The 19,293-nt window shown below is 72.3% G+C and carries 17 protein-coding genes and 1 riboswitch; of the genes, 3 read left to right on the forward strand and 14 right to left on the reverse strand.

Going from position 1 to position 19,293, the window contains the following annotated elements; genetic code table 11:
* Window positions 1-6 precede the first annotated feature (6 nt).
* Window positions 7-246, reverse strand: coding sequence for an SCO4848 family membrane protein (locus tag HEK131_RS27045; RefSeq protein ID WP_161146858.1), 240 nt, complete (start codon window positions 244-246; stop codon window positions 7-9).
* A 91-nt stretch (window positions 247-337) separates the two neighbouring features.
* Here HEK131_RS27045 and HEK131_RS27050 point away from each other — a divergent pair, with 91 nt between their 5' ends.
* Entirely contained in the window at window positions 338-1,621 is a 1,284-nt protein-coding gene (locus HEK131_RS27050) for a D-alanyl-D-alanine carboxypeptidase family protein (protein ID WP_347881873.1), read from the forward strand.
* On the opposite strand, the gene HEK131_RS27055 is transcribed toward HEK131_RS27050, so the two are convergent.
* On the reverse strand, window positions 1,569-2,477 hold the full coding sequence (locus HEK131_RS27055; RefSeq protein ID WP_217461113.1) for a YihY/virulence factor BrkB family protein: 909 nt from the start codon (window positions 2,475-2,477) through the stop codon (window positions 1,569-1,571). The genes HEK131_RS27050 and HEK131_RS27055 overlap by 53 nt on opposite strands.
* A gap of 161 nt (window positions 2,478-2,638) precedes the next feature.
* On the opposite strand from HEK131_RS27055, the gene HEK131_RS27060 reads away from it, so the two are divergent.
* Window positions 2,639-3,394, forward strand: coding sequence for a decaprenylphospho-beta-D-erythro-pentofuranosid-2-ulose 2-reductase (locus HEK131_RS27060; RefSeq protein ID WP_244337412.1), 756 nt, complete (start codon window positions 2,639-2,641; stop codon window positions 3,392-3,394).
* Between the two features lie 7 nt (window positions 3,395-3,401).
* Here HEK131_RS27060 and HEK131_RS27065 read toward each other — a convergent pair whose 3' ends face one another.
* The 6 genes from HEK131_RS27065 to HEK131_RS27090 all read right to left on the reverse strand — a co-directional run bounded on the left by HEK131_RS27065 (window position 3,402) and on the right by HEK131_RS27090 (window position 9,954).
* Window positions 3,402-3,980 carry a 2'-5' RNA ligase family protein gene (locus HEK131_RS27065; protein ID WP_217461115.1) on the reverse strand — a complete coding sequence of 193 codons (579 nt, stop codon included), beginning with the start codon at window positions 3,978-3,980 and terminating at the stop codon, window positions 3,402-3,404.
* 181 nt (window positions 3,981-4,161) lie between these two features.
* The gene (trpS, locus tag HEK131_RS27070; protein WP_217461116.1) at window positions 4,162-5,175 is read right to left on the reverse strand and encodes a tryptophan--tRNA ligase; all 1,014 of its coding nucleotides are present in this window, start codon (window positions 5,173-5,175) and stop codon (window positions 4,162-4,164) included.
* Window positions 5,176-5,244: 69 nt separating this feature from the next.
* A complete protein-coding gene (locus HEK131_RS27075) occupies window positions 5,245-6,702 on the reverse strand; it encodes a glycine hydroxymethyltransferase (RefSeq protein ID WP_217461117.1) in 1,458 nt (485 codons plus the stop codon).
* 36 nt (window positions 6,703-6,738) lie between these two features.
* Window positions 6,739-6,825: riboswitch (ZMP/ZTP riboswitch) on the reverse strand.
* Between the two features lie 88 nt (window positions 6,826-6,913).
* A complete protein-coding gene (locus HEK131_RS27080; protein WP_217461118.1) occupies window positions 6,914-8,101 on the reverse strand; it encodes a glutathionylspermidine synthase family protein in 1,188 nt (395 codons plus the stop codon).
* 18 nt (window positions 8,102-8,119) lie between these two features.
* Window positions 8,120-8,476: a hypothetical protein gene (locus HEK131_RS27085; RefSeq protein WP_217461119.1), complete on the reverse strand. Its 357-nt coding sequence runs from the start codon at window positions 8,474-8,476 to the stop codon at window positions 8,120-8,122.
* An 83-nt stretch (window positions 8,477-8,559) separates the two neighbouring features.
* Entirely contained in the window at window positions 8,560-9,954 is a 1,395-nt protein-coding gene (locus tag HEK131_RS27090; protein WP_244337413.1) for a PLP-dependent aminotransferase family protein, read from the reverse strand.
* A 46-nt stretch (window positions 9,955-10,000) separates the two neighbouring features.
* Between HEK131_RS27090 and HEK131_RS27095 the strand changes: the two genes are divergently transcribed.
* Complete coding sequence (locus HEK131_RS27095; RefSeq protein ID WP_217461121.1) at window positions 10,001-10,501, forward strand: carboxymuconolactone decarboxylase family protein; 501 nt, start codon at window positions 10,001-10,003, stop codon at window positions 10,499-10,501.
* Between the two features lie 78 nt (window positions 10,502-10,579).
* Here the strand turns inward: HEK131_RS27095 and HEK131_RS27100 are convergent, their stop codons facing one another.
* The 6 genes from HEK131_RS27100 to HEK131_RS27125 all read right to left on the reverse strand — a co-directional run bounded on the left by HEK131_RS27100 (window position 10,580) and on the right by HEK131_RS27125 (window position 19,279).
* Complete coding sequence (locus HEK131_RS27100; protein ID WP_217461122.1) at window positions 10,580-11,542, reverse strand: ABC transporter substrate-binding protein; 963 nt, start codon at window positions 11,540-11,542, stop codon at window positions 10,580-10,582.
* Between the two features lies 1 nt (window position 11,543).
* Window positions 11,544-13,490, reverse strand: coding sequence for an ABC transporter permease (locus HEK131_RS27105; RefSeq protein ID WP_244337414.1), 1,947 nt, complete (start codon window positions 13,488-13,490; stop codon window positions 11,544-11,546).
* Window positions 13,490-14,632: a quaternary amine ABC transporter ATP-binding protein gene (locus HEK131_RS27110; protein WP_244337415.1), complete on the reverse strand. Its 1,143-nt coding sequence runs from the start codon at window positions 14,630-14,632 to the stop codon at window positions 13,490-13,492. The genes HEK131_RS27105 and HEK131_RS27110 overlap by 1 nt, the downstream gene beginning before the upstream one ends.
* A complete protein-coding gene (locus HEK131_RS27115) occupies window positions 14,629-16,161 on the reverse strand; it encodes a GMC family oxidoreductase (RefSeq protein ID WP_217461125.1) in 1,533 nt (510 codons plus the stop codon). The genes HEK131_RS27110 and HEK131_RS27115 overlap by 4 nt, the downstream gene beginning before the upstream one ends.
* Before the next feature lie 52 nt (window positions 16,162-16,213).
* Window positions 16,214-17,734: an aldehyde dehydrogenase family protein gene (locus tag HEK131_RS27120; protein WP_244337417.1), complete on the reverse strand. Its 1,521-nt coding sequence runs from the start codon at window positions 17,732-17,734 to the stop codon at window positions 16,214-16,216.
* 222 nt (window positions 17,735-17,956) lie between these two features.
* A complete protein-coding gene (locus HEK131_RS27125; RefSeq protein ID WP_244337419.1) occupies window positions 17,957-19,279 on the reverse strand; it encodes a hypothetical protein in 1,323 nt (440 codons plus the stop codon).
* Window positions 19,280-19,293: the final 14 nt, after the last annotated feature.

Genomic DNA, 19,293 nt, shown 5'->3' on the forward strand with positions numbered 1-19,293 from the left:
TGTCCCCTATGACGTCCGACGCAATGCGCGCAGTCCGCGCAACCCGATGACCCCGACGACCGTCCCCAGTACGAAGGACACGACCGCCAGCAGCAGGTGCACCCAGAAGTAGGCCGTGGGATGCCCGTCGTCGAAGGCGAGACCGCTGCCGTCCGCAACGAGATTCTTGACGAAAGTGACCCAGATGACCCAGCTCCACACCCCGAAGGCGAGCAGGAACCAGGAGACCGGGCGGCTGAGCTTCATGAGTCCAGTATCGCCGCCCGCCGTCCGGTTCCGTGGCCGGGGTGGAGCGGGAGGCGGGACTTCACAGCCTGTGGCAGGTACGTTCTCGCTCGTGTCCGCACCGAAGAAGATCGCTCAGCGATCCCTGTTGATCACATCTGCCGCGCTGCTGTCCTTCTCCGTCACCGCACCGGCAGCCTTCGCCGCCCCCAAGCCCTCCACCAGCCCCACCACCGCGCCGCCCGCCCGGATGTCCCAGGTCGGCGGCGCCCGGCTGGGCGTGCCCGGTACGCAGGTGAACCTCGCCCAGGGCGTGCCGGTGCTGCCCAAGGGGCTGACCGCCCACTCCTGGATCGTCACCGACGCCGAGAGCGGCGAGGTGCTCGCCTCGCACAACGCGCACTGGCGGCTGCCCCCGGCGAGCACGCTGAAGATGCTGTTCGCGGACACCGTGCTGCCCCGCTTCCCCAAGGAGCAGCGCCACCAGGTGCTGCCCAAGGACCTGGCCGGGATCGGCGCCGGTTCGAGCATGGTCGGGATAAAGGAGCAGGAGACCTACACCGTCCACGACCTGTGGCTCGGCGTCTTCCTGCGCTCCGGCAACGACGCCGTCCACGTGCTCTCCTCGATGAACGGCGGTGTCGCGCAGACGGTCCGGGACATGCAGGCCCACGCCGACGCCCTCCAGGCCCGCGACACCCACGTCGTCAGTCCCGACGGCTACGACGCGAAGGAGCAGTACTCCTCGGCGTACGACCTCACCCTGTTCGCCCGCTCGGGGCTGCAGAAGAAGGACTTCCGGGAGTACTGCTCCACCGTGCGGGCCAAGTTCCCCGGCGCCACCACGCACAAGGGCAAGGGCAAGCCGACCCGCGAGACCTTCGAGATCCAGAACACCAACCGCCTGCTGAGCGGCGACGCGGACATCTCCGTCTACCCGGGCATCGCCGGGGTCAAGAACGGCAACACCACCAACGCGGGCGCCACCTTCACCGGTGTCGCCGAGCGCGGCGGCAAGGTGCTGCTGGTCACCGTGATGAACCCGGAGAAGCCCGAGCACAACGAGGTCTACAAGGAGACCGCCCGGCTCTTCGACTGGGGCTTCAAGGCGGCGGGCAAGGTCCAGCCGGTCGGTACGCTCGTGCCGCCGCTGAACGCCACGCCGAGCGCGCGGCCGAGCGGTGCCCCCAGCGCCGCCGTCACCGGCGCCCCGCAGGGCACCGCGGGGGCCGGGTCGGAGCCGGTGAAGGGCGCTGCCGCCCAGGGCGGCTCGCGTGGCGCCGGGACCGCCCTGGCCGTCTCCGCGGGGCTGCTGGTGCTGCTCGCGGGCGCGGCCTTCCTGGTCAACCGCCGCTGGCCGCTGCCTGATCTGATGCGTCGTCGGACACGTCGGTGACCTTCCCCTCCTCGCTGCGCGTCGCCGTCCAGGCGGCGCAGTACAGCACCAGCTTCGAGGTGAAGTTGATCCACAGCAGCAGGGCCACGGGGACACCGAAGGCGCCGTACATGCTCTTCGCGGCGACTCCCTGGATGTAGCCGCTCAGCAGCAGCTTGAGCAGTTCGAAACCGACCGCGCCGAGCAGGGCGGCCACCACCAGGCGGCGGCGCGGCGGTTCGACACCGGGCAGCAGGCTCAGGACGTACAACAGCACCAGGAAGTCGGCGAGCACGGCGACGGCGAAGGCGGCCACCCGCAGCAGCACGGTCCCCCAGCCGTGTTCGTCCAGGCCGATCGCGCCCGCCAGCCGGCCGATGGCGGCCGAGGCCAGGGTGGAGGCGGCAAGGGTCAGCAGCAGGGCGCCGCCGAGCCCGATCAGGACCCCGGCGTCCTTCAGCTTCAGCACGATCGGGTTGCCGTCCCGCTCGGGCAGCTCCCACACCGCGCGCAGGCAGTCCCGGACCTGGCCGACCCAGCCGATACCGGTGAACAGCAGCGCGGCACCGGCGATGATCCCGACGGTGCCGGCGTTCTGCACCAGCGCACCCAGGTCCAGTTGGTCGGAGAGGCCGGGGAACTGGTCGGCGATCTTGTGCTCGACGGTCTTCTGCCGGGCCGGGCTCATCGTGGCCGCCGTGATCGCCGCAGCGACGGTCAGCAGCGGGAACAGCGCCACGAAACTGACGAAGGTGATGGCGGCGGCCAGCCAGGTCCAGTTCACGCGGTCCAGGCGCGCGTACGAGCGCCACGCGTGCGTGGTCATCAGCCAGGTCACGATCGGCCCGATGCCGGGCAGCTTCTTCAGCCAGTCCATGATCCGCCTCTGCCCTAGTCGCGGGAACTCCATGTGCCGATACCCCGGATACGCGGGAACCCGGCAGCCACCAGGGGCCGCGTCTCATTAATCACCCATTGCGGGGAGCCCGGCGGCGCCTTGCGACTCTTCCCCCATATGGGGACGATACGGTCACCCGCATGTCTGCTGTCTGCGGTCCTCCCCGGTCCCTCCTCGTCCTCGGCGGCACATCGGAGATCGCGCTGGCCACCGCGCGCCGCCTCGTCGCCCGCCGTACCCGCACCGTCTGGCTCGCGGGCCGCCCCGGCCCCGCCCTCGACCGCGCGGCCGGCAGCCTCGCCACGCTCGGCGCCGAGGTCCGCACGGTCGACTTCGACGCGCTGGACCCGGAATCCCACGAGACCGTCCTCGGCAAGGTGTTCGCCGAGGGCGACGTCGACATGGTCCTCCTCGCCTTCGGGGTCCTCGGGGACCAGGCGCGGGACGAGCGGGAGCCGCTGCGCGCGGTGCGGGTCGCCGCGACCAACTACACCGGCGCGGTCTCGTCCGGCCTGGTCGCCGCCCGCGCACTCCAGGACCAGGGGCACGGCGCGCTGGTGGTGCTCTCCTCGGTGGCGGCCGAACGCGCCCGCCGCTCGGACTTCATCTACGGCTCCAGCAAGGCCGGCCTGGACACCTTCGCCCAGGGCCTCGGCGACGCGCTGTACGGCACGGGTGTGCAGGTCATGGTCGTGCGCCCCGGATTCGTGCGCACCGACAAGACCGCCCATCTGGCGCCGGGACCGCTCTCCACCACTCCGGAACAGGTGGCCGCGGCCGTCGAGCTCGGGCTGCGCCGGGGCTCGGAGACGGTGTGGGTGCCCGGTGCGCTGCGCCCGGTGATGTCCGTACTGCGGCACGCGCCGCGCGCGCTCTTCCGCAGGCTGCCGGTCTGAGCGGAGCTCAGCGGCTGGCGATGGTGTCGCGCTCGGCCGCTCCGGCCTGGGGCGGCACCACGGGGCTGCCGAAGGGGTAGTCGCGCAGCTTGCGCCACACCCCGTCCGGGCCCTGCTCGTACAGCGCGAACCCGGTGCACGGCCAGGCGGCCTCGAACCCGGCCAGCTCCTCGAAGGCGCGGTCCATCGCCGCCTCGTCGATGCCGTGCGCCACGGTGACGTGCGGGTGGTACGGGAACTGCAGCTCGCGCGGCACCGGCCCGGAGGCGTCCCGCACGTGGGCCTGGAGTCCGGCGCATTCCTCGGCGCCCTGCTCGATCCGGACGTAGACGACCGGTGAGAGGGGGCGGAAGGTGCCGGTGCCGGACAGCCGCATCGGGAACGGGCGGCCGGCCGCCGCGACCTCGGCGAGATGGGCGTCGACGGCGGACAGGTCCGCCTCCTCCACCTCGGTGGGCGGCAGCAGGGTGACATGGGTGGGGATGCCGTGCGCGGCGGTGTCACCGAAGCCCGCGCGCCGCTCCTGGAGCAGGCTGCCGTGAGGCTCCGGGACCGCGATCGACACGCCGATCGTTACGATCCCCACGTCGTCTCCTGTCATCGCGTGCTGTCTTCTGGGCCGTCTTCACGTACGGCCTTCGGCTATCGACTGTACGGCCACGGGTGTCCCGAGGGCAGGCGCAACGGAAGTGATGTACGGCGCTCTGCCCCATCGGACACGCGTGCGGTCGCACGTCCGGGGGCGGCTGTGCGCCCCCGGACGCCGGTCAGTGCTTCGCCGCCAGGAAGCCCACGCGGTCGTACGCCAGCGCCAGGGTCTCGGCGGCCACGGCGCGGGCCTTCTCCGCGCCCTTGGCGAGGATCGAGTCCAGCGTCTCGGTGTCCTCCAGGTACTGCTGGGTGCGCTCGCGGAAGGGGGTGACGAACGCGACCACGATCTCGGCGAGGTCGGTCTTGAGGGCGCCGTACATCTTGCCCTCGTACTCCCGCTCCAGGTCGGCGATCGGCGTGCCGGTCAGGGTGGAGTGGATCGTGAGCAGGTTGCTCACGCCGGGCTTGCCCTCCCGGTCGAAGCGGATCACCGTGTCGGTGTCGGTGACCGCGCTCTTCACCTTCTTCGCCGTCGCCTTCGGGTCGTCCAGCAGGTTGATGAGGCCCTTCGGCGTGGACGCCGACTTGCTCATCTTGACCGCCGGGTCCTGGAGGTCGTAGATCTTCGCCGTCTCCTTGAGGATGTACGGCTTGGGGCTGGTGAAGGTGTCGCCGAAGCGGCTGTTGAAGCGCGCGGCGAGGTCGCGGGTCAGCTCGACGTGCTGGCGCTGGTCCTCACCGACCGGCACCTCGTCGGCGTTGTAGAGCAGGATGTCCGCGACCTGGAGGATCGGGTACGTGAAGAGGCCGACGCTGGCCCGGTCGGCGCCCTGCTTGGCGGCCTTGTCCTTGAACTGGGTCATGCGGGACGCCTCGCCGAAGCCGGTGAGGCAGTTCATGACCCAGGCGAGCTGGGCGTGCTCGGGGACCTGGCTCTGCACGAAGAGGGTGCAGCGGTCCGGGTCCAGACCGGCCGCGAGGAGCTGGGCCGCGGCCAGACGCGTGTTGGCGCGCAGCTCCTTCGGGTCCTGCGGGAGCGTGATCGCGTGCAGGTCGACGACCATGTAGAAGGCGTCGTGGGTCTCCTGGAGCGCCACCCACTGGCGGACGGCGCCCAGGTAGTTGCCGAGGTGGAACGAGCCTGCGGTGGGCTGAATACCAGAAAGCACGCGGGGTCGGTCAGTCGCCATGCACACCATTCTCTCAGGTGCGCGGAGTGGTGACGGCACCGATACCGGCCCCGCGTTCACGACGAGGACTCAGCCGAGGTCGATCTCCGGGTACAGCGGGAAGCCCGCCACCAGGTCCGTGGCCCGCCGGGAGATCTCGTCCGACGTCTTCGGGTCCAGGACGTGCTGGGCCTTGGAGGGGGCGCCCGACTTGGTCGTGCCCGGCTCCGTGGCCGTCAGGACGCGGTCGATCAGGCCCGCCACCTCGTCCATCTCCGGCCGGCCGAGGCCGCGGGTGGTCAGGGCGGGGGTACCGATCCGGATGCCGGAGGTGTACCAGGCGCCGTTGGGGTCGGCCGGGATGGCGTTGCGGTTGGTGACGATGCCGGAGTCCAGCAGGGCGGACTCGGCCTGGCGGCCGGTGAGGCCGTAGGAGGCGGCGACGTCGATCAGGTTGAGGTGGTTGTCGGTGCCGCCGGTGACCAGGGTGGCGCCGCGCCGCATGAGGCCCTCGGCGAGCGCGCGGGAGTTGTCCACGACGCGCTGGGCGTAGTCCTGGAAGGACGGCTGCCGGGCCTCGGCCAGGGCGACCGCCTTGGCGGCCATGACGTGCGGCAGCGGGCCGCCGAGCACCATCGGGCAGCCCCGGTCGACCTGGTCCTTGAGGGAGTCGTCGCACAGCACCATGCCGCCGCGCGGGCCGCGCAGCGACTTGTGGGTGGTGGTCGTGACGATCTGGGCGTGCGGGACCGGGTCGAAGTCGCCGGTGAGCACCTTGCCCGCGACCAGACCGGCGAAGTGGGCCATGTCGACCATGAGGGTCGCGCCGACCTCGTCCGCGATTTCGCGCATGATCCGGAAGTTCACCAGGCGCGGGTAGGCGGAGTACCCGGCGACCAGGATCAGCGGGCGGAACTCGCGGGCCTGGGCACGCAGCGCCTCGTAGTCGATCAGGCCGGTGGCCGGGTCGGTGCCGTAGGAGCGCTGGTCGAACATCTTGCCGCTGATGTTGGGCCGGAAGCCGTGGGTGAGGTGGCCGCCCGCGTCCAGGGACATGCCCAGCATGCGCTGGTTGCCGAACGCCTGGCGCAGCTCGGCCCAGTCGGCCTCGGACAGCTCGTTCATCTGGCGGACGCCCGCCTTCTCCAGGAAGGGGACCTCCACCCGGTCGGCGAGGACCGCCCAGAAGGCAACGAGGTTGGCGTCGATGCCGGAGTGCGGCTGGACGTAGGCGTGCCGGGCGCCGAACAGCTCGCGGGCGTGCTCGGCGGCGAGGGACTCGACCGTGTCGACGTTGCGGCAGCCGGCGTAGAAGCGGCGGCCCACGGTGCCCTCGGCGTACTTGTCGCTGAACCAGTTGCCCATCGCCAGCAGGGTGGCCGGGGAGGCGTAGTTCTCGGAGGCGATCAGCTTGAGCATGTCGCGCTGGTCGTGGACCTCCTGGCCGATCGCGTCGGCGACGCGGGGCTCGACCGCGCGGATGACGTCGAGTGCGGCGCGGTAGGCGGTGGACTCGGCGGAGTCGTACGGGGTGGGGTTCTCGGGCATCGGGGCCTCCGGACAGGGCGTCAGTGTCGTCGTGTTCGGTTCGGCCCAGGCGCACGGCACTGTCTTCCCGGGCCGCTCCCCGATGGTCGGTCCCATCCCAGCGCGCCAGTCACGGCCCACGACCAGACTACCGGCCGTGGGTGACGGACGCGGGCCGGTCCGAGGGGCGGACGGGGGCAGGGGGTGTCCGGCCCGGCCGGCGGGACACTGCCTAGAGGATCACGTGCGGCAGGAAGCGGGCGTAGGAGTCGGTGATCAGCCCGGAGGACTCACGGATGCCGAGGCCGGCCGCCTCGTCGCCGACGACCCAGGCGCCGAGGACGACGTGGTTGCCGTCGAAGGCGGGCAGCGGGGCGAGGGCCTGGTAGCAGCACGGTTCCTCGTGCGGCGGGGGCGGGGTGCTGCCGGGCGGGTGCAGGGTGACGCCCTCGCCCTCGCGGCCGAGCAGGGGCTTGGCGGCGTAGCCGGTGGTGGCGGCCAGCTCGCGGGGGCCGTCCAGGTAGGCCGGGAGGAGGTTCGGGTGGCCGGGGTAGAGCTCCCAGAGGACGGCCAGCAGGGCCTTGTTGCTGAGCAGCATCTTCCAGGCGGGCTCGATCCACAGGGTGCTGCCGGTGCCGCCGCCGTTGTCCAGGGTGTCCAGGACGTGGCCGGCGAACGCGTCGGTGGTGAGCCATTCCCAGGGGTACAGCTTGAAGATCGCGCGGATGAACCTCAGCCGGTTGTCCACGAAGCGGCCGGAGAGGGTGTCCCAGCCGATCTCCTCCATGGCGAGCCAGTCGGTGGTGAGCCCGGCCTGCTCGGCGGTCTCCTTGAGGTAGGCGACCGTCATCAGGTCCTCGCCGAGTTCGTCGGCCGAGGAGTGCGCGAAGTGCAGCGGGACGCCCGGCGGGAGCAGCCCGGCCTGCTTGCGCCAGGTGTCGATCAGCCGCTCGTGCAGCGAGTTCCACTGGTCGGCGCCGGGGAAGCGGTCCTCCATCCAGAACCACTGGGCGGACGCGGCCTCGACCAGGGAGGTCGGGGTGTCCGCGTTGTACTCCAGCATCTTCGCCGGGCCGGTGCCGTCGTAGTGGAAGTCGAACCTGCCGTACACGGACGGGAGTTCGGCGCGGCGGTGCCATGCCTCGGTGACGGCTGCGGCCACCCGCGGGTCGGTGATGCCGAGGTCGGCGAGGCGGTCGTGCTCCACCAGGTGCCCGGCTGCGGCCAGGCACATGGCGTGCAGTTCCTCGACGGTCTCCTCCAGCGCCTCGACCTCGGGCAGCGAGAAGACGTAGTAGGCGCTCTCGTCCCAGTAGGGGCGCAGGCTGCCGTCGGGGTGGCGGGTGAGCGGGTAGACGATCCCCTGCTCCTCGACGGTGCGCTGCCAGTCGGGGCGGGGCGTGATCGTACGGCGTTCCATGCTGGCGTCCCGGTCCGGTCAGCCGCCGGAGCTGCCGTGGCCGCCGCCGAAGCCGCCCCGGTGCACGCTGTGGTTGTCGTCGTCGTAGTGCGAACCGCCCGAGGAGCCGCCGGACTTGCCGGGCCGGGTGAAGGAGCCGCCGCGGACCCAGGAGCCCTTCTTCTTGCCGCCGTAGTAGTAGGCGCCGTCGGCGCCCGTGGTGAACTTGCAGTTCTTGTCGGAGACGACGTGGTAGCCCTTGGCCACGTTGTAGCTGTCCCGGTCCACGCAGCGCTTGTCCGGGTCGGACGAGCACGCCGTGAGGGCGGCGGCGAGCAGCCCCATACCCCCCAGGACGACTGTGGTGGAGCGCAGTTGTGCGCGGGCGTCGGCCATGTTCTCTTCTCCCCCGTCGGTGTTGCGTTCGACCCAACCCTAGAGACCGGCACGCTCCGACGCACCGGTACCCCTCCGGATTTCTACGGCAGCGCCCGGCACAGGGCCTCCAGGGCGGTGGGCCAGGTGCTGTCGGGCGGGGTGCCGTAGCCGACGACCAGGGCGTCCAGCGGTTCGGCGACGGCCTGCCGGTGGCGGTAGAAGGCCAGGCCGTGCAGGGCGAGTCCCTGCCAGACGGCGGCCCGCACGACCGCCTGCTCGGTGCCGGGCGGCAGCCGCAGCACCGCGTGCAGCCCGGCCGCGATCCCGGTGACCGTCACCTCGGGCGCCCGGTCGGCGACGGCCGTGGCGAGGGCGTCCCGGCGGCGCCGGTAGCGCTGCCGGGCGGCGCGCACATGGCGGTCGTAGGCGCCGGAGGTGAGGAACTCGGCCAGCGTCAACTGGTCCAGCACGCCGACGGTGTCGCTGTGCCCCTTGGCCGCGACCAGCTCCGCCATGAGCGCCGGGGGCACCACCATCCAGCCCAGGCGCAGACCGGGGGCGAGGGACTTGCTGGCGGTGCCCAGATAGACGACATGGCTGGGATCGAGGCCCTGGAGGGCGCCCACGGGCTGGCGGTCGTAGCGGAACTCGCCGTCGTAGTCGTCCTCCAGGATCAGCCCGCCGGTGCGCCGCGCCCAGTCGACGACGGCGGCCCGCCGGTCGGGGTGCAGCGGGGTGCCCATGGGGAACTGGTGGGCGGGGGTGAGGAGTACGGCGCCTTCGCTCCTCAATGCCTCTGTGTCGGTGCCGAGTTCGTCGTACGGCAGCGCGGTGGTCGTCAGGTTCGCCCGGGCGAGCAGGTCGTGGTGCACGTCGAGGCCGTAGGACTCGACGGCGACCGTGCGGGCGCCCCGTCCGCGCAGCACGGTGCCCAGCAGGCGCAGGGCGTGGGAGAAGCCGGCGGTGATCAGCACCGAGCCGGGGTCGGTGCGGACACCCCGGACGCGGGCGAGGTATCCGGCGACGGCGGTGCGCAGTTCGGGTCGGCCGCGTGGATCGCCGTAGCCGAGCGCGTCGTTGGGGGCGGCGGTGAGGGCGCGGCGGGCGGCCTTGAGCCACTCGGTGCGCGGGAAGGCGGCGAGGTCGGGGGTGCCGGGGACCAGGCTGTGCGTGGGGCGGCCCGGCGGGCGGCGCCGGACGGGTGCGCCCTCGGCCCCGGCCGGGGTCACGGCCCGGTCGGCGACGCGCGTGCCGGAGCCCTGGCGGGCGGTGAGCCAGCCCTCGGCGACCAGGTCGGCGTACGCCTCGGCGACGGTGTTGCGGGCCATGCCGAGGTCCGCCGCCAGGGTGCGGGAGGAGGGCAGACGGGTGCCGGGGGCGAGCCTGCCGGTGCGTACGGCGTCGCGCAGCGCGTCGGTCAGGCCCCGGCGCAGGCCGCTGCTCCCGGCCGGTTCGAGGTGGAGGTCGATGCCCAGATTGGCCCATGATTCCGCCATGGGAATGGACCATACTCCTGGGCTGCTTCGCTCCTAGGCTTCCAGCATGGACACCACGGAGAACACCACCGAGTACGCCCCCGAGCACCCCGCCCGTATGGCCTGGACCGCGCACGCGCCGGAGGTCTACAAGGCGATGGTCCGCCTGGACACCGCCGCCCGGAAGGGGCTCGACCCGACGCTGCTGGAGCTGGTGAAGATCCGCGCCTCCCAGCTCAACCACTGCGCGTTCTGCCTCGACATGCACACCAAGGACGCGCTCGCGGCCGGGGAGAGCGTGGAGCGGATCGTGCAGCTCAGCGCCTGGCAGGAGTCGCTGCACTTCTACACCGAGAAGGAGCTGGCGGCGCTCGAACTGACCGAGGCGGTCACCGTGCTCACCGACGGCTTCGTGCCGGACGAGGTGTACGAGCGCGCCGCCAAGCAGTTCGAGGAGGCGGAGCTGGCGCAGTTGATCGCCGCGATCACGGTGATCAACGCGTGGAACCGGTTCGCGGTGACGACGCGGATGGTGCCGGGGCACTACACGCCGGGGCAGCACAAGTAGCCGTACCCGGACGGCGGACGGCGGCGCGGGCCACAGGGGGCCGCGCCGCCGTCCGCCGTCAGGCACCGGGTCAGGGGGTCAGGGAAGCCAGCGCTTCCACTGGTCCGGGTGGGCGTCGACCCACTTCTTCGCGGCCTCCTCGGGGCTGAGCTTCTGCTCGGCGATCATGAGGGAGACCTCGTTCTGGTCCTCCGTCGTCCACTGGAACTTCTTCAGGAACGCAGCGCCCTTGCCGCCGGAGCGGGCGAAGTCGGCGTTGAGGAACTTGCGCAGCGGGGTCTTCGGGTACGCGCAGGTGATCTTCGCGGTGTCGGTGTCGCAGCCCTCCTTGTAGGGCGGGAGCTTCACCTCCGTCATGGGGACCTTCTTGAACAGCCACTGGGGGGTGTACCAGTAGGTCAGGAAGGGCTTCTTCTCCTTGGCGAACTGCTTGATCTGGGTGATCTGCGCGGCCTCGGAGCCGGCGAAGACGACCTGGTAGTTCAGCTTCAGGTTCTTCACCAGGGCCTTGTCATGGGTGACGTAGGCCGGGGAGCCGTCCATGATCTGGCCCTTGCCGCCGGACTCGGCGGTGCGGAACCGGGAGGCGTACTTGTTCAGGTTCTTCCAGTTCGTGACGTCCGGGTGCTGCTTGGCGAAGTACGTCGGCACGAACCAGCCGATGTGCCCGGTGACGCCGAGCCCGCCCGCGTAGGAGACGGTCTTCTTGTCGTGGACGTACCGCTTCTCCTGCTCGGGGTGGCTCCAGTCCTCCAGCAGGGCGTCGACGCGGCCCTGGCTGAGCGCGTCCCAGGCGGGGATCTCGTCGACCTGGACGGTGTCGACGCGGTAGCCCATCTTGTGTTCCAGCAGGTACTTGGCGACGGCCACGTTGGACTGCGCGCCGACCCAGGACTGCACGGACAGGGTCATGCTCTTGGCGCCGCCCGCGTTGGCGAACGGGCTGGCCTGCTTGGTCATGTCGGCGGCGCCGCAGCCGGTGAGCAGGGCGAGCGCGGACGCGGCCGCGACGCTCACCGAGAGGGTCGTACGGAATCGCATGTCACGCTCCCTTCTTCGCGCGGCGGCCGGTGGGCTGGGTCACCCGGTCGAGCATCAGGCCGAGGCAGACGATCGCGGCACCGGCCACCAGGCCGGTCGCCAGGTCGCCCTGGGCGAGGCCGAAGGCGACGTCGTAGCCGAGCGCGCCCGCGCCGACCAGACCGCCGATGATGACGACGGCGAGGACCAGGACCACGCCCTGGTTGACGGCGAGCAGCAGCGAGCGGCGGGCCAGCGGGAGCTGGACCTGCCAGAGCTGCTGGCGGCCGGTGGCGCCCAGCGAGCGGGCGGACTCCAGCGCGGCCGGGTCGACCTGGCGCAGGCCCTGCGCGGTGATCCGGACGACGGCCGGAAGGGCGTAGACCACGGCGGCGGCGACGGCGGGGGCGCGGCCGACGCCGAACAGGGCGACGACCGGGATCAGGTACACGAACTGCGGCATGGTCTGGAACACGTCCAGCACCGGGCGCAGCATCCGGTCCACCCGGTCGCTGCGGGCGGCCGCGATGCCGGTGGCGATGCCGAGGACCAGGGTGACGGCGACCGCGGCCAGCACCTGGGAGAGGGTGTCGAGCGAGGAGTCCCACACACCGAGCACGCCGATCGCGGCCATGGCGAGGGTGGCGGTCAGCGCGGTGCGCCAGGTGCCGATCAGCCAGGCGAGCCCGGCCACCAGCAGCAGTACCGACCACCAGGGCAGCGCGCGCAGGCCGTCGCGGAGCGGGTCCAGCATCCAGGTGGTGAAGTGCGCGGCCCAGTCGGCGGTGCCGCCGATGACGGGGACGCCGGAGTAGAGGTGGGCGGTCATCCAGTTGACGGCGTGGTTGACCGGCTCCGCGATGTTCAGGGTCGCGCCCCCGGGCCACTCGGCGCGGCCCAGCAGCCGTGCGACGACGGCGGCGGCGACGGTGGCCGCGAGCGCGAGGAGCCACACCGTGCGGCGGGACTCGCCGGTGTCGTCGGCGGCGCGGCCGGCGGCGCCGGTCACCCGGTCCAGCACGACGGCGAGCAGCACGATCGGGATACCGGCCGCGAGGGCGGCGCCGACGTCGACGGAGGCGAGCGCCTGGTAGACGCGGTCACCGAGGCCGCCGGCGCCGATGACGGAGGCGATGACGGCCATGGACAGCGCCATCATGATCGTCTGGTTGAGGCCGAGCAGGAGTTCCTTGCGGGCCAGTGGGATGCGCGCGGTCAGCAGCCGCTGGCGCGGGGTGGCGCCGAGCGAGCGCACGGCCTCCAGCACCTCGGGGTCGGCTCCGCGCAGGCCGAGCGCGGTGAGACGCGCCATCGGCGGGGCGGCGTAGACCACGGTGGCGAGGACGGCGGCGGGGACGCCGATGCCGAAGACCAGCACCACGGGCAGCAGGTAGGCGAAGGCCGGGAGCACCTGCATGGTGTCCAGCACCGGGCGCAGGGCGCGGTCCAGCCGGTCCGAGAGCCCGGCGGCGAGGCCGAGCAGGACGCCGACGGCGACGGAGGCGAGGACGGCGGCCACCATGAGCGCGAGCGTCTGCATGGTGGGCACCCACATACCGAGCGCGCCGCAGGCGAGGAACGCGACCGTCGTCCCGGCGGCCAGCTTCAGCCCGGCCACCCGCCAGGCGACCAGCGCGCCGAGCGCGGTGACGCCGACCCAGCCCATGGCGAGCAGGGCGAGGTAGACGCCGCGTACGCAGAGCACGACCGCGTTGCTGATGTGGCCGAAGAAGTACAGGAACAGCGGGTGGCTGTCGCGGTTGTTCATCACCCAGTCGCTGGCGTCGCCGAGCGGGCCGGTGAGGCTCACGGTCAGCGCGTGCGGCCAGTGTCCGCTGCCCCAGCGGCTGTCGAGCAGGGGGACGAGGACCACGGCCGCGACGGCGAGCGTGAGGAGCTTGGCCACCGGGCGGGACCTGAGCAGGCCGGGCAGGGCGCGCCGGGCGGTGGGGGCGGTGATCGTGGCCATCAGACCGCCTCGGGCTCAGGGGTGGCGGACACGAGGGTGGGCTCGGCCTCCCGCTCGGCGGGGGCGGCCGTACCGGTGCCCGCGACCACGTTGAGCAGCGCGTCGGAGTCCACGACACCCATGCAGGTGCCGTCGTCCATCACGCGGGCCGGTTCACCGGCGCGGGCGACGGCCTCGATGGCCTCGGCAACCGGGGCCTCGGGGCGTACGGCGGGCCCGCTGCCGGCCTCCTCCAGGGAGGCGGGGCGCATGGCGGTGCGGCAGGTGACGACCTGCTCGCGGGGCACGTCCCGGACGAACTCGCGGACGTAGTCGTCGGCCGGGGAGTTGACGATCTCCTCGGGGGTGCCGAGCTGGACCACGCGGCCGTCGCGCATCAGGGCGATGCGGTCACCGAGCTTGAGGGCCTCGGTCAGGTCGTGGGTGATGAAGACCATCGTGCGGCCCTCTTCGCTGTGCAGCCGGGCGACCTCGTCCTGCATGTCGCGCCGGATCAGCGGGTCGAGCGCGCTGAACGGCTCGTCGAAGAGCAGCACCTCGGGGTCGACGGCGAGGGCGCGGGCGAGACCGACGCGCTGGCGCTGACCGCCGGAGAGCTGGCCGGGACGGCGCTTCTCCATGCCCGCGAGACCGACCTTGGCGACGACCTCGGCGGCCTTCTCGCGGCGCTCGGCGCGGCCCATGCCCTGGATCTCCAGGCCGTAGGCGACGTTGTCGAGGACCGTGCGGTGCGGCAGCAGACCGAAATGCTGGAAGACCATCGCGGCGCGGTGGCGGCGCAGTTCGCGCAGCCGGCCGCGGTCCATGGCGCGCACGTCCTCGCCGTCGATGGCTATGGTGCCGGCGGTGGGCTCGATGAGCCGGGTCAGGCAGCGCACCAGGGTGGACTTGCCGGAGCCGGACAGGCCCATGACGACGAAGACCTCGCCCTTGCGGACCTCGAAGGACACGTCCCGCACGGCGGCCGTGCAGCCGGTCTCGGCGCGCAGCTCGGCGGGGCTCAGCGCGGCCAGCTCCGGGTCGGCGGGGACGCGCTCGGGCTTGGGGCCGAACACCTTCCACAGGCCGTCGACGGCGAAGACCGGCGCGCCGGTCCCCTCGGTGGCGGTGGGCGGCTTACGGGTGGGAACGGTGAGCGTCATCGCGCGTCACCACCGATCAGTTCGACGGCCTTCTCCCCGACCATGAGCACTCCGATCATCGGGTTCACCGCGGTCATCGTCGGGAAGACGGACGCGTCGGCGATACGGATGCCGTTCAGACCCCGGATACGCAACTCGGGGTCCACCACGGCGAGTTCGTCATCGGCGGCGCCCATCTTGCAGGTGCCGGCCGGGTGGTACACGGTGTGCGCGACCTTGCGCGCGTACTCGCTCAGCTCCTCGTCGCCCTGGACCTCGGGGCCGGGGCACACCTCGCGCTTGAGCCAGTGGGCCAGCGGCTCCGACTTCGCTATCTCGCGGGCGATGCGGATGCCGTCGACCAGGGTCTTGGCGTCGTAGTCGTCCTCGTCGGTGAAGTAGCGGAAGTCCAGGGCGGGCTTCACCTCGGGGTCGGCGCTAGTCAGGTAGAGGCGGCCGCGGCTCTTGGGCTTGGGGATGTTCGGGGTCATGGAGACGCCGAACTCGGGCCGCTCGTAACCGAGGCGCTCCGGGTTGTCCGTGAACGGGATCTGGTAGAAGTGGAACATCAGGTCCGGGCCCGCGTGTTCGGGGTCGCGGCGGACGAACAGACCCGCGTCGGAGTCCATCGCGGAGTTCTCCGGGATCGGTCCGTTCGTCTCCCAGACGATGACCGACTCCGGGTGGTCGAGCAGGTTCTCGCCGACGCCGGGCAGGTCGAGCACGACCGGGATGCCGAGGGCCTCCAGGTCGGCGCGCGGGCCGATCCCCGAGTGCATCAGCAGGCGCGGGGTGTCGACGGCGCCCGCGCAGAGCACCACCTCGTTGCGCGCCTTGACCAGCAGCTCCTGGCCGTCCTTGGTGCGCACGTGGACACCCTCGGCGCGGGTGCCGTCCAGCTCCAGCTTGTACGCCCAGGTCTCCAGGAAGATGTGGAGGTTCGGGCGCTCGTCCATCACCGGGTGGAGGTAGGCGACGGACGCGGAGGAGCGCTTGTTGTTCTCGGGGTGGTACGAGAGGTCGAAGAAGCCGACGCCCTCGGTGAACGGCTTCTTGTTGAAGCCCTCGACGCGTGGCACGCCCAGCGTGGACTGCGCGGCGTCCACGAAGTCGCGCGCGATGGCGTTGCGGTCCTTCTCGTCCACCGAGACGATGTTGTTCTTCAGCCGGGCGAAGTACGCCTCCATCGGGACGGCGCCCCAGCCGGTCGCCCCCGCCCGCTCCCACTCGTCCCAGTCGGAGGGGAGCGGCTTGAAGGAGATCAGGGTGTTGTGCGAGGAGCAGCCGCCGAGGACACGGGCGCGGCTGTGCCGGATGTGGGAGTTGCCGCGCGGCTGCTCGGTGGTCGGGTAGTCGTAGTCGAGGTCGCCGCCGAGCAGGCCCATCCAGCGGCGCAGGGTCAGCACGTCGTCGCGGTCGACGTCGCTCGGGCCGCCCTCGATGACGGCGACGGTGACGTCCGGGTTCTCGGTCAGGCGGGAGGCGATGACGGAGCCCGCCGTGCCGCCGCCGACGACGACGTAGTCGTACTCGTGGGTGTGTTCGGGCATGAGGTGTCTGACTCCTGGGGCAGGGAGGTCGTACGCGGAGGTCTGGAGGGGGTCAGCCGGCGAACCAGCGCACCGGGCTCGGGGCCAGGTTCTGGTACACGTGCTTGGTCTCGCGGTACTCGGCGAGGCCGGCGGGGCCCAGTTCGCGGCCGGTGCCGCTCTTGCCGAAGCCGCCCCACTCCGCCTGCGGCAGGTAGGGGTGGAAGTCGTTGATCCACACGGTGCCGTGGCGCAGCCGGGCGGCGACGCGCCGGGCGCGGCCGGGGTCGGTGGTCCACACGGCGCCCGCGAGGCCGTACTCGGTGTCGTTGGCGAGCGCGACGGCCTCGTCCTCGGTGCGGAAGGTCTCGACGGTGAGGACCGGTCCGAAGACCTCCTCCCGCACGACGCGCATCTCGCGGTGGCAGTGGTCGAGGACGGTCGGCTCGTAGAAGTAGCCGGACTCGGGGCGGTCGGCGGTGGGCTCGGGGCGCTTGCCGCCGCAGACCAGAGTGGCACCCTCGGCGAGCGCGGAGGCGACGAATTCCTCCGTCTTGGCGCGCTGCTGCTCGGAGACGAGCGGGCCGCACTCGACGCCGGGCGCGGTGCCCCGGCCGAGCCTGATCTTCTGGGCGCGGCGGGCGAGTTCGGCGACGAAGCGGTCGCGGACCGACTCCTCGACGATGAGCCGTCCACCCGCCGAGCAGACCTGGCCGCTGTGGATGAACGCGGCGTTGAGGGCCTGGTCGACGGCGGTGTCGAAGCCCTCCTCGGTGGCGCAGGCGTCGGCGAAGACGACGTTGGGGTTCTTGCCGCCGAGTTCCAGGGCGACCTTCTTCACGCTCGGCGCGGCGGCCTGGGCCACCTTGACGCCGCTGACCAGGCCGCCGGTGAAGGAGACGAGGTCGACGTCGGGGTGGTCGGCCATGCGGGCGCCGACGGTGTGACCGGGGCCGGTGACCAGGCCCGCGACGCCCTCGGGGAGGCCGGCCTCCACCAGCAGTTCGATCAGCGCGATGGTGGTCATCGGGGTGATCTCGCTGGGCTTGATCACGAAGGTGTTGCCCGCCGCGAGCGCCGGAGCGATCTTCCAGCTCGCCTGGAGCAGCGGGTAGTTCCAGGGGGTGATCAGCGAGCACACGCCGACCGGCTCGTGCACGACGACGCTGTGGATGTCGGGCGAGCCCGCGTCGACCACCCGGCCGGGCGTCTCGGCGGCCACCAGGTCGGCGAAGTAGCGGAAGGCGTCGGCGACGCAGTCGATGTCGACGCGGCCCTCTTCCACGGTCTTGCCCGCGTCCCTGCTCTCCAGCAGGCCCAGCTCCTCGCGGTCGCGCACGAGGAGGTCGGCGACGCGGCGCAGCAAGGCGGCTCGCTCGGCGACCGGGGTGTGCGGCCAGGGGCCCTCGTCGAAGGCGCGGCGGGCCGCGGCCACCGCACGGTCGACGTCCTTGGCGTCACCCTCCGCGACCACGGCGAACGGCCGGCCGTCCGCGGGGTCGAGGATCTCGCGTGTCGCGCTGGAGTCAGCTTCCAGCCACTCGCTCCCCGCGTGGATGGTGGCCGTAGCCAGTCGTTCCGTTCTGTCCGCCATGATCGGTTTTGCCTTCCGTTCCTGTTCAGCGGCCCTGCGTGACAGAGCTGCCACGTCCGGGCGGTTGACCGCATGCCCTCGGCCCGCGAAACGCATGCGCATTCAGTGGCCGAAAGTGTGCTGCGTCACGGAAATTACGGGAGAAAGGCGGAGGAATCGGACGCGTGAGGGTGGCATAGATCACGACGGCGGTACGCACGGGAGCGAACCGGGTCGATTCGATCAGTCCAGCGCCGCGTTCCCGTCGTCGTCACAGTTCATGCCGGGCGGGCAGAACCAGGCGAGCGCGGTGGTGAGGAGCTCCAGCTCGTCGTCCCGGCCGTCGGCGTCGGCGCCGTACGCGGCGAGTGCGTAGATCTTGCCGTCGGAGGCGACGAACCGCTCGTCGTAGACGTGCCAGGTGCCGACCTCGGGCTCGTCCCGGATCGTGTCGGCCAGGTACTCCAGGCGCGATCCGGTGAAGTCGCCCTCGTCGAGGTTGCGCAGCGACAGTTGCTCGAAGCCGCGGGGCTTGGCCGTCTCGGGCGACAGGTACAGCTCGAAGGAGGCGTCCGGGGAGGCTTCCGACACCTCGTACACCTGGAGCCTGCGCTCACGGTCGGGGCTGCGGAAGTTGACCACGGAGATGCCGTGCTCGGAGGGGACCGAGGCACGCGTCCACCCCTCGGGCACGGCGGTCCGGAACCCCTCGGAGTCGTCGCGCACCGCGTATCCGGCGGGCGGGCCGCTGGGCGAGGGGGAGGGGGAGGGGCTCGGGTCCGCGGAGGTCTCCTGGGCGGACGTCGCCGGGGCGGAGGGGGTGCGCCGGGCGACGGGGCCCCGGTCGTCGGAGTCGTCCTTGCCGACGACCAGCGCCAGGACGAGGCTCACCGCGACCCCGGCCGCCGCCGCACCGACGATCACCGACCAGAGGACACGGCGGCTCGGGCCCTTGGCGGGGGGCTCGGAGGGCTCGGAGAGATCGACGGGGGGCCAGTCGGCGGTGGTCGAGGCCGGGTCGGTCGACGGCCAGGGGGCGGTCGGGGGCGCGGGGTGATCCGCGGGCGGCCAGGCGGCGGTCGGGGACTGACCGGCGGGGGGCCAGGGGGCGGCCGGGGGCGCCGGGGAGTCGTCGGCGGGGGGCCAAGCGGGGGCCGGGAGCCCCTGGGACTCACCGGCGGGGGGCCAGGCAGGGGCCGGAGGCGCCGAGGACTCACCGGCGGGCGGCCAGGCAGGGGCCGGAGGCGCGGAGGACTCACCGGCGGGGGGCCAGGCGGGGGCCGGAGGCGCGGTGGGCCGGTCGACCGACGGCCTCTCGGCGGCCGGAGACTCCCCGGAGTCTCCGGCGCGCGGCCAGTCGGAGGCCGGAGGCGTCGGGGCCGGGTCGGCGGGCGACTGCTCGGAGGCGGCGGGCTCCCGCGGCTCGCCGGCCGGCGGCCACGCGGGGCGCGTCGGCGGGGCGTGGTCCGGCCGGGGCGGCGGCGTGGCCCCCGCCGCGCCGCCCGCTCCCGCGCCTTCCTCCCAGCGCTGAGTGTCCTCGTTCCAGTACCGCTCTCCCCCGCTCATCGCGGCCCCCCTCC

Source organism: Streptomyces seoulensis (genome assembly GCF_022846655.1).
GTDB lineage: Bacteria > Actinomycetota > Actinomycetes > Streptomycetales > Streptomycetaceae > Streptomyces.

Excerpts from the sequence above, each read along its gene's own strand:
- HEK131_RS27120 (WP_244337417.1), bottom strand. The coding sequence starts at position 17,734 with ATGGCGGACAGAACGGAACGACTGGCTACGGCCACCATCCACGCGGGG.
- HEK131_RS27105 (WP_244337414.1), bottom strand. The coding sequence starts at position 13,490 with ATGGCCACGATCACCGCCCCCACCGCCCGGCGCGCCCTGCCCGGCCTG.
- HEK131_RS27060 (WP_244337412.1), top strand. The coding sequence starts at position 2,639 with ATGTCTGCTGTCTGCGGTCCTCCCCGGTCCCTCCTCGTCCTCGGCGGC.
- HEK131_RS27085 (WP_217461119.1), bottom strand. The coding sequence starts at position 8,476 with ATGGCCGACGCCCGCGCACAACTGCGCTCCACCACAGTCGTCCTGGGG.
- HEK131_RS27090 (WP_244337413.1), bottom strand. The coding sequence starts at position 9,954 with ATGGCGGAATCATGGGCCAATCTGGGCATCGACCTCCACCTCGAACCG.
- HEK131_RS27115 (WP_217461125.1), bottom strand. The coding sequence starts at position 16,161 with ATGCCCGAACACACCCACGAGTACGACTACGTCGTCGTCGGCGGCGGC.
- trpS (WP_217461116.1), bottom strand. The coding sequence starts at position 5,175 with ATGGCGACTGACCGACCCCGCGTGCTTTCTGGTATTCAGCCCACCGCA.
- HEK131_RS27100 (WP_217461122.1), bottom strand. The coding sequence starts at position 11,542 with ATGCGATTCCGTACGACCCTCTCGGTGAGCGTCGCGGCCGCGTCCGCG.
- HEK131_RS27125 (WP_244337419.1), bottom strand. The coding sequence starts at position 19,279 with ATGAGCGGGGGAGAGCGGTACTGGAACGAGGACACTCAGCGCTGGGAG.
- HEK131_RS27095 (WP_217461121.1), top strand. The coding sequence starts at position 10,001 with ATGGACACCACGGAGAACACCACCGAGTACGCCCCCGAGCACCCCGCC.
- HEK131_RS27055 (WP_217461113.1), bottom strand. The coding sequence starts at position 2,477 with ATGGACTGGCTGAAGAAGCTGCCCGGCATCGGGCCGATCGTGACCTGG.
- HEK131_RS27110 (WP_244337415.1), bottom strand. The coding sequence starts at position 14,632 with ATGACGCTCACCGTTCCCACCCGTAAGCCGCCCACCGCCACCGAGGGG.
- HEK131_RS27045 (WP_161146858.1), bottom strand. The coding sequence starts at position 246 with ATGAAGCTCAGCCGCCCGGTCTCCTGGTTCCTGCTCGCCTTCGGGGTG.
- HEK131_RS27075 (WP_217461117.1), bottom strand. The coding sequence starts at position 6,702 with ATGCCCGAGAACCCCACCCCGTACGACTCCGCCGAGTCCACCGCCTAC.
- HEK131_RS27080 (WP_217461118.1), bottom strand. The coding sequence starts at position 8,101 with ATGGAACGCCGTACGATCACGCCCCGCCCCGACTGGCAGCGCACCGTC.